This window comes from Amycolatopsis sp. NPDC005961 (assembly GCF_040629235.1).
GTDB lineage: Bacteria > Actinomycetota > Actinomycetes > Mycobacteriales > Pseudonocardiaceae > Amycolatopsis > Amycolatopsis camponoti.
This window is the reverse complement of the sequence record NZ_JBEXVF010000071.1, coordinates 39,455-47,076: the sequence shown is the minus strand read 5'-3', so window position 1 is coordinate 47,076 and position 7,622 is coordinate 39,455. Positions and strand designations below refer to the sequence as shown.

9 protein-coding genes are annotated in these 7,622 nt (G+C 72.6%); 4 read left to right on the top strand and 5 right to left on the bottom strand.

Translation table 11 applies throughout. From position 1 onward, the window contains the following. A partial coding sequence (locus ABZ342_RS40310; RefSeq protein ID WP_360484832.1) for a hypothetical protein occupies nucleotides 1-697 on the bottom strand: 697 nt, incomplete at its 3' end. Further along, nucleotides 694-903 (bottom strand): hypothetical protein, encoded by a 210-nt coding sequence (locus ABZ342_RS40305; protein WP_086863938.1) that lies wholly within the window; start codon nucleotides 901-903, stop codon nucleotides 694-696. The genes ABZ342_RS40305 and ABZ342_RS40310, both read right to left, overlap by 4 nt. A gap of 25 nt (nucleotides 904-928) precedes the next feature. Here ABZ342_RS40305 and ABZ342_RS40300 point away from each other — a divergent pair, with 25 nt between their 5' ends. From ABZ342_RS40300 to ABZ342_RS40290, 3 genes are read left to right on the top strand one after another with little or no spacing between them, the layout of a single operon-like run. After that, nucleotides 929-1,636 (top strand): dienelactone hydrolase family protein, encoded by a 708-nt coding sequence (locus ABZ342_RS40300; RefSeq protein ID WP_360484829.1) that lies wholly within the window; start codon nucleotides 929-931, stop codon nucleotides 1,634-1,636. A 46-nt stretch (nucleotides 1,637-1,682) separates the two neighbouring features. Beyond that, complete coding sequence (locus tag ABZ342_RS40295) at nucleotides 1,683-3,242, top strand: histidine kinase (protein ID WP_360484826.1); 1,560 nt, start codon at nucleotides 1,683-1,685, stop codon at nucleotides 3,240-3,242. Beyond that, on the top strand, nucleotides 3,239-3,913 hold the full coding sequence (locus ABZ342_RS40290; protein WP_155544610.1) for a response regulator transcription factor: 675 nt from the start codon (nucleotides 3,239-3,241) through the stop codon (nucleotides 3,911-3,913). Before ABZ342_RS40295 ends, ABZ342_RS40290 begins: the two co-directional genes overlap by 4 nt. Here the strand turns inward: ABZ342_RS40290 and ABZ342_RS40285 are convergent. After that, nucleotides 3,858-5,006 carry an FAD-dependent monooxygenase gene (locus ABZ342_RS40285; RefSeq protein ID WP_360484823.1) on the bottom strand — a complete coding sequence of 383 codons (1,149 nt, stop codon included), beginning with the start codon at nucleotides 5,004-5,006 and terminating at the stop codon, nucleotides 3,858-3,860. The two genes, ABZ342_RS40290 and ABZ342_RS40285, sit on opposite strands and share 56 nt — an antisense overlap. Nucleotides 5,007-5,057: 51 nt before the next feature. On the opposite strand from ABZ342_RS40285, the gene ABZ342_RS40280 reads away from it, so the two are divergent. Further along, the gene (locus ABZ342_RS40280; RefSeq protein WP_360484820.1) at nucleotides 5,058-5,597 is read left to right on the top strand and encodes a TetR/AcrR family transcriptional regulator; all 540 of its coding nucleotides are present in this window, start codon (nucleotides 5,058-5,060) and stop codon (nucleotides 5,595-5,597) included. Nucleotides 5,598-5,853: 256 nt separating this feature from the next. On the opposite strand, the gene ABZ342_RS40275 is transcribed toward ABZ342_RS40280, so the two are convergent. Beyond that, on the bottom strand, nucleotides 5,854-6,645 hold the full coding sequence (locus ABZ342_RS40275; protein ID WP_360484817.1) for an ABC transporter permease: 792 nt from the start codon (nucleotides 6,643-6,645) through the stop codon (nucleotides 5,854-5,856). Further along, nucleotides 6,642-7,556, bottom strand: a complete 915-nt coding sequence (locus ABZ342_RS40270) for an ATP-binding cassette domain-containing protein (RefSeq protein ID WP_155544612.1) — start codon at nucleotides 7,554-7,556, stop codon at nucleotides 6,642-6,644. Before ABZ342_RS40270 ends, ABZ342_RS40275 begins: the two co-directional genes overlap by 4 nt. Between the last annotated feature and the right edge of the window lie 66 nt (nucleotides 7,557-7,622).

Below are 7,622 nucleotides of genomic sequence, written 5' to 3'. Positions count from 1 at the left end.
CCAGCGTGCCCCGGCGCTCGGCGCTCAGGTGGTTCAGCATGTCGAGCGCCGGGGTCCACAGGGCTTCGTCGGCCCCGGCGGCGGTGATCACGCGGCCGAGCCGGTGCGCCGGGAGCAGGCCGACGACGTGGTCGATGCGGTTCTTGTCGTCGAGCACGAAGGCGATCCGCAGCAGGCCGGGGTCGTCGATCTCGTCGAGGGCGCGCCGCACGGTCGCGTCGGGCAGGTGCCCAACGAACCGGCCGAGGGTGATCCAGTCCTCCTTGCGCCCCAGTTCGGCCGCCACCGCGAGGACGGTTTCGAGGGGGATGCGGGAGATGATCGCGCTCGCGCGCCGCGGGTCGAGCTCGGCGGCGACCTCGGCGAGGAACCGCGGGTGCAGCCGCTTGGCGACGTCGACGCCGCGGGAGACCTCGACCAGCCCGGCGATCCGCGCGCACAGCAGCGGGCCGAACACCTTCTCGGCGATCTTGGCGAGCACCCCGCCGGGCAGCAGCCGCGCGGCCAGCGCCATCCGCTGCAGCACGGCGATGTTCGCGTCGAACAGCGTGTCGGTGACCTGCTCGCGGAACGCCTGCAGGTCGTCGGCGTCGACGCGGGCGAGGTACTCGAGCCGCGCCGGCTCGACGTCGAGGACGCGCGCGAGCTTGAGGATCTCGGCTTCGGCCGCGTAGTCCGTCCCCGCCTGGTTCGTCACAGCCCGACCGCCTTCCGGACCGCGCCGCGCAGCAGCGCGGGGACGTACCGAAGGCCCTCTTCGCCCGCTTCGGCGAGGGCTTTCGCCTGACGTCTGCGCGCGTCGCGCAGTGCGTCGGCGAGGTCCTGCCGTTCGTGCTCTTCGAGGGCCTCGATGCCTTCGGGGAGGTAGCCGCCCAACTGTTCGGCGAGGGTGCGCTCGGCCATGGTGGAGATCATGCATCATGCGGACATGAGCATCGAGACGTCCACGGTCCGTGTCGGCGACCTCTCCGCGTACCTGGCCCGCCCGTCGGGTGGCTCGCAGCGCGGGATGCTGCTCCTGCCGATGATCACCGGCATCGGCGAGCAGGTCCGGGCGTGGGCCGATGAGCTGGCCGGCCGCGGGATCACGGCGTTGACCTGGGACGTCTTCCACGGCGCGAGCACCGACAACACCTCCCGCGAGGACCTCGGCGCGAAGCTCGGCGAACTGCGCGACGAGGCCGCCTTGGCCGAGCAGACCGCCTTGCTCGACCACCTGCTCGGCGACCTCGGCTGCACGTCGGCCGGGGTCATGGGCTGGTGCCTCGGCGGCCGCTTCGCGCTCCTGCTCGCCGCCCGTGACCAGCGGCTTTCCGGCGTCGTCGCGTACCACCCGACGGTCCGCGACCCGGCGCCGCCGAACCACGACCTCGACACGGTCGCTTTGTCGACCACGATCACCGCGCCGGTGCTCGTCGCCTACCCGGAGGCCGACGCCGTCGTCTCGCACGAGACGTTCGCCCGCCTGCAGACGGCGTTGCAGTCCCGCCCGCGCGGCGCGACGTTCACCCAGCACTTCCCGGGCGCCGAGCACGGCTTCAGCGACTCCTCACGGCACGGCACCGCCGTCAACGCCGACGCGTACGCGCTGTCCTGGCCGCAGACGCTGGCCTTCCTGGACGTCCTCGAGGGTTGACTTTCGGCAGTGGTCGCCCGCGGTCACGGCTTGTAGCTTCGAACCTGTGCGAGAGGTGACGAAGCGCAGGTGGCGCGTGGTGCTGGACGTGCTCCCCGGGCTGTTTCTCGCCTTCACCGTGGTTGTCGGGGCGCCGTCGTACTGGGAGCTGGCCGGCGGCCTGGTCGTCGTCGCGGGATCGGTCGTGACGGCCCGGCGGTACCCGGCCGTCTCGCTCGGCATCGCCCTGGCCGGGACGCTCGCCGTCCCGTTCCCCTACGGCGACCGCGTGCCGGTGTGGACGGTGTTCGTGCTGGTGGCGATGAGCTACCAGGCCGCGCTGCGGATGGAGCGGGCCCGGCCCGCGCTGCTGACGGGCGCGGCCGTCTCGCTGCTGGGCATCCCGCTGTCGCTGCTCGTCGGCCCCGACGGCCTCGGCGACTGGGGCTCGATGATGGCGATCCTGGTGTTCGCCGGGCTCTCGCCGTGGCTGCTCGGCCGGTACGTCCGGGTGCGCGGCGAGCTCGCGCGCACCGGCTGGCGCCGGGCCGAGGAGATGGAGAGCCGGCAGCGGCTGGTCGCCGACCAGGCCCGCCTGCGCGAGCGCGCGCGGATCGCCAGCGACATGCACGACTCGCTGGGCCACGAGCTGAGCCTGATCGCCGTCCGGGCCGCGGCGCTGGAGGTCGCGGGCGGGCTCGACGACGTCCAGCGCGACGCGGCCGCGGAGCTGCGGACCAGCGCCGCGGCCGCGACCGACCGGCTGCGCGAGATCATCGGCGTCCTGCGCGAAGACGCCGCGCCGGTCGAGCCGGTGCAGGGCGACCTCGGCGAGCTGATCGCGCGGGCGCGGGCGTCCGGCCTGCTCATCGACGCGGGAGTGGACAGCGAGCTGGCGCCCCCGATGGTCGCCCGGGCCGCGTACCGCGTGGTGCAGGAAGCCCTGACGAACGTCGCGAAGCACGCGCCGGGCGCCGCGGTGACCGTGCGCGTGACGAGCACCGGCTCGCAGACTTCGGTCCGCGTCGTGAACGCGCCGCCGCCCGCCGGCCCGCTGCCCGGCGCCGCGTCCGGGCACCTCGGGCTGATCGGGCTGCGCGAACGCGTCCGGCTCGTCGGCGGGACGCTGCGCGCCGGACCGCACGAAGGCGGGTTCGCCGTCACCGCGACGCTGCCGCACGACGCCGCGCCGGTCGAGGAGACCCCGGAGCTGCGGGAGGCCGCCGACGACGAGGTCGGGCAGTCGACGTCGGCCCGGGCCCTGGAGCTGGCCCGGCGCGACGTGCGGCGGAGCCTTCTCCAAGCGGTCGCCGTCCCGCTCGCGTTGTTCGGGGTGCTCCTCGCGGTCAGCGGAATCGCCTTCCTCTACCAGTGGAACTCTTCGGAGCTGCCCGGCGGCGTCTACGACCGGCTGCGGCTCGGGCAGTCGCGGGCCGAGCTGACCCTGCCGGAACGTCAGCGCGCCGCGCGTCCGGTGCGCGGGGAGCCGCCTCCGGTCCCCGGTGCCGCGTGCGAGTACTACGGCACCGGAAGATCGTGGCTCGACAACGACTACGCCGCCTACCGGCTGTGCTTCGCCGACGGGAAGCTCGTGTCCAAGGACTGGTTCACCGAGGGGGGATCGTGATCAGGGTCGTGCTGGCCGACGACGAGGCGCTGATGCGGGCGGGGGTGGCGGCGATCCTCGGCGCGGACGCCGGGATCGAGGTCGTCGCCGAAGCCGCCGACGGGCGTTCGGCCGTGGCGCAGGCGCTCGCCACCCATCCGGACGTCGTGCTGCTCGACATCCGGATGCCCGGGCTGGACGGCCTGGGCGCGGCGGCGGAGATCCGCCGGCTGCTGCCGTCGACCGGCGTCATCATGCTGACGACGTTCGGCGAGGACGAGTACATCGAGCGCGCGCTCGGGCTCGGCGCGGGCGGGTTCCTGCTGAAGTCGGGCGACCCGCGCGAACTGCTGGCCGGCATCCACGCCGTCGCCGACGGGGCCGCGTTCCTCTCGCCGAAGGTGGCGCAGCGGGTGATCGCGCGCCTGTCGGGCGGCCGGCTCTCCCGGGCCGCGGCGGCGCGCGCGAAGGTCGCGGTGCTGACGCCGCGCGAGCGGGAAGTGCTGACGTTGCTGGGTTCCGGACTGTCCAATGCGGACATCGCGGCGCGGATGTTCGTCGTCGAGGGCACGGTGAAGGCGCACGTGAGCACGATCCTGACCCGGCTCGGCGTGAAGAACCGGGTGCAGGCGGCGATCACGGCGTACGAGGCGGGGCTGGTCGGGGGAGACGCGGAGGCCGCCAGCCGCTGATGTCCTTGCCCACCCGGGCGGTCACCTGGGCCGGGAGGGCCTTGAGCAGGGCGGTGCGAATCCCGACCGCGACCGGGTTGGTCAGCTGCTGCCCGGCCTTGCCCGCCCGCACCGACGCGCGCGCGACCCGCTGGCTGCGTGGGCGTCTTTCGGCGTCGTACTGGGCGAGGGCGGCCTCTGGGTTGTCCACTGTGGACAGATTGTGCGCGAGTACGACGGCGTCTTCGAGAGCCTGGCAGCCACCCTGGCCGAGGAACGGCGGCATGGCGTGCGCGGCGTCGCCGAGGAAGACGACCCGGCCGCGGACGTAAGTCTCCAGGGGCGTCGCCAGGTGGTAGAGGTCGTGGTACAGCAGGGCTTCGGGCGGTGTCCCGTCGATGAGCGCCGGGATCGGGTCGTGCCAGTCGCCGAAGTGCTCCGTCAGGTACGCCTTGAGGTCGGCCGGCCGGGCGCCGGGCCCGGCGACGTAGGAGACGAACCAGTAGACGTCGCCGCCGGTCAGCGGGAGCACGCCGACCTCGGTGCCGGGGGCGAAGGTGGTGCTCAGCCCGGTGCCCGGGTGGTGCGTGACGCCGCGGAACGCCACGCTGCCGCTGTGGACGGGCTCGGGGTGGTGCGGGAAGAGCGCCTGCCGGATCGGGCTGCGGATGCCGTCCGCGGCGACGACGAGGTCGGCCCGGATTTCGCCACCGCCGAAGCGGACGACGCCGTCTTCGCTCACTTCGGTGACTTTGGTGCCGGTGCGCAGGCTCTCCGGGGGAAGTGCGTCGCGCAGGCCGGCGATGAGGTCGGCCCGGTGGATGCCGACGAGCGGCCGTCCGTGGACCTTTCGGAAACCGGCCGCGTCCCACCGGGCGACCCACCTTCCGCGGCGGTCGCGGAGCCCGCCCTGGTCCTGGGCGGCGAGGTGTTCGCTGAGGTCGAGGCCGAGTTCGTCGAGGCAGCGCAGGGCGTTCGGCCAGAGTGAGATGCCGGCGCCGACGTCGCCGAACTCTTCGGCTTGTTCGAGAACGGTGACGCTCCACCCGGCCCGACGCAGCCCGATCGCGGCCCCCAGCCCGGCGATGCCACCGCCGACCACCACTGCTCGCATGACTCCTCCTCTACACCCGTAGAGGACTCTACACCTGTAGAGTGCGGTTTCGTGGAGCGTCTTCCGATGATCGGTGACGCGGCGATCGAGGTGATCGCCGCGGAGGGACTGCGCGGGCTGACCCACCGGGCGGTCGACCGCCGCGCGGGGCTGCCACTCGGCTCGACGTCGTACTACGCGCGCACGCGGGCGGCGTTGCTGTCTTTGACTTTCGCGCGGATTCTCGAGCTGGACCAGGTGACGGTTTCGTCGGGTGGGTTGGCGGAGTCGATCGCCGGTTACGTGGCCGAGGCGCTGGGACTTGGCCGCACGCGCATGCTGGCGCGGTACGAGCTGGCTTTGGAGGCGACGCGGCGTCCGGAGCTGCGGGAGCAGTACGACTCGGGCGGAGCGGTGATCCGCCGTGCGGCGGCGGAGATGCTGTCGGCGGCGGGCTCGCCGGATCCGCCGCGGCATGCGGGGTTGGTGGTGGATTGGATGGAGGGGACGATTTTCGGGGTCTTGGTGGGGGCTTCGGGGCTGCCTTCGCGGGAGGCTTTGGTGATCGGGGCGCGGGAGATCCTGACGGGGATCGGCATCGGCTCGGCCTGACGGGAGCATCCCACGGCCGCCTTCGATGCGTTGGCCTTCGGTGCGTTGATCGCGACCGAGGCCGCCTTGGGTGCTGGTCTTACCTCGGAAGTCCTGATCGGTATCGGCTTCGGGATCGGCTGAGCCCGGTTGTCCACAAGCCGGCGCGAATGTGGACAACCGGGCCTCGGCTCCCGGTTTTTCCCGGCTCTGTCGGAGGCGGCCGATACGCTGGAAGCGGGGCCGCCCCCCAGGGAGGGTGGGGGCTCTGTTGGGGTCAGGCGTCGCGGCGGCGTAGTACTGCTGCGCCAGCTGCCAGGGCCGCGCCGGCCCATGCCGCGCAGATCAGCAAGCCCGCCCAGGGTGCGTACGGTGCCGGTGCCATCGTGATCGGGTTCGGCTGGCCGGCCTCGACCATTGCGTTCACCCCCGCGATGCCCGGGAAGTACGGGATCAGCTCCGGCAGCCCCAGCGATGCCACGATCAGCGGCAGGGGCACCAGCAGCACGATCACCGTCACCAGCGTCCCCGCCGCGCTGCGCAGGGCCCAGCCCACGCCCGTGCACACCAGACCCAGCAGTGCGAAATACCCGCCCATGCCGAATGCCGTCGTGAAGCCGGCTTCGAGGGTCGTCGGGAGGCCGTGGCCGTTCTTCACCACGCTTGCCAAGGCCATGCCCGCGCAGGAAATGACCACGCCGTACGCGAAAAGCACCGGTAGCAGCACCGCCGCCTTCGCGAGGACCACGCGGGAACGGACCGGGGTCCACAGCAGCGTCGATCGGATGCCGCCGCCGGTGTACTCGCTCGTGACGAACAGCGTGGCCAGCGCGATCACCGCGAACTGCGTCAGGTAGAAGCCGGCGCCGAGGGCGATCGTGTTCGCTGCCTGGGGGTCGTCGTCGAAGTGCTGGGCGATCCCGGACAGCGTGCTGTAGCCCAGCATCAGCGCCGTTCCCGCGATCAGGCACCACCAGGTCGCGCGGACCGACCAGAACTTCGTCCACTCCGCGGCCACCGCGCCGGACAGGCCCCCGGTCCGCACGCTTGAAGACGTCACAGTCGTCATGCCGACACCCCGTACTCCACCGAAGAAGCGGTCAGTTCCAGGTACGCCTGTTCGAGCGACGCCGTCAGCTCGGCGAGGCCGTGGACGCGGATCCCCAGCTCGTGCACCAGGTCGCCGACGCGGGTGACGTCGACGCCGTCCACCACCAGCTCGCCCGGCTCGCCGGGGTGCGTCAGCGCACCTTCGGCGCGCAACCGGGCGTCGAGCTTCGAACGTTCGCCCTCGGCCGGGACGCGCACCGAGACCGTCGTGCGGGAGTTGTCCGCGATGAACTCCGCGACCGGCGCGTCGGCCAGCAGCTTGCCCTTGCCGATCACGATGAGGTGGTCGGCCGTCAGCTGCATCTCGCTCATCAGGTGGCTCGAGACGAACACCGTGCGCCCCTCGGCGGCGAGTGAGCGCATCAGCTGGCGGACCCAGCGGACTCCGTCCGGGTCGAGGCCGTTGACCGGCTCGTCGAACATCAGCGTGCCCGGGTCGCCGAGCAGCGCGCCCGCGATGCCGAGCCGCTGGCCCATCCCGAGTGAGAACTGCCCGGCCCGTTTGCCCGCGACGTCCGAAAGCCCGACCGTCGCGAGGACTTCCTCGACGCGGCTCGTCGCGATGCCGTTGCTCTGCGCCATCGCCTTCAGGTGCTTCCCGGCGCTGCGGCCGGGGTGCAGGGCCTTGGCGTCGAGCAGCGCGCCGACCTCGCGCAGCGGGTGCCGCAGCTCGGCGTAGCGCTTGCCGCCGACCAGGACTTCGCCCGCCTGGGGGTGGTCGAGCCCGACGGTCATCCGCATGGTCGTCGACTTCCCGGCGCCGTTGGGGCCGAGGAACCCGGTCACATGGCCCGGCGCGACGTCGCAGGTCAGCGCGTCGACGACGGTCTTTTCCCCGTAACGTTTCGTCAGTCCTCTGAGCGTGATCATGGGACGAAGTCTGCGGTCCGCGGGGGTGCGCGGGCATCGGCCGACGGTCGCGGACGGCCCCCGACT

What these genes read in the sequence shown, in the direction of transcription:
- ABZ342_RS40305 (WP_086863938.1), bottom strand. Translation starts at nt 903, where the DNA reads ATGGCCGAGCGCACCCTCGCCGAACAGTTGGGCGGCTACCTCCCCGAA.
- ABZ342_RS40300 (WP_360484829.1), top strand. Translation starts at nt 929, where the DNA reads ATGAGCATCGAGACGTCCACGGTCCGTGTCGGCGACCTCTCCGCGTAC.
- ABZ342_RS40285 (WP_360484823.1), bottom strand. Translation starts at nt 5,006, where the DNA reads ATGCGAGCAGTGGTGGTCGGCGGTGGCATCGCCGGGCTGGGGGCCGCG.
- ABZ342_RS40275 (WP_360484817.1), bottom strand. Translation starts at nt 6,645, where the DNA reads ATGACGACTGTGACGTCTTCAAGCGTGCGGACCGGGGGCCTGTCCGGC.
- ABZ342_RS40270 (WP_155544612.1), bottom strand. Translation starts at nt 7,556, where the DNA reads ATGATCACGCTCAGAGGACTGACGAAACGTTACGGGGAAAAGACCGTC.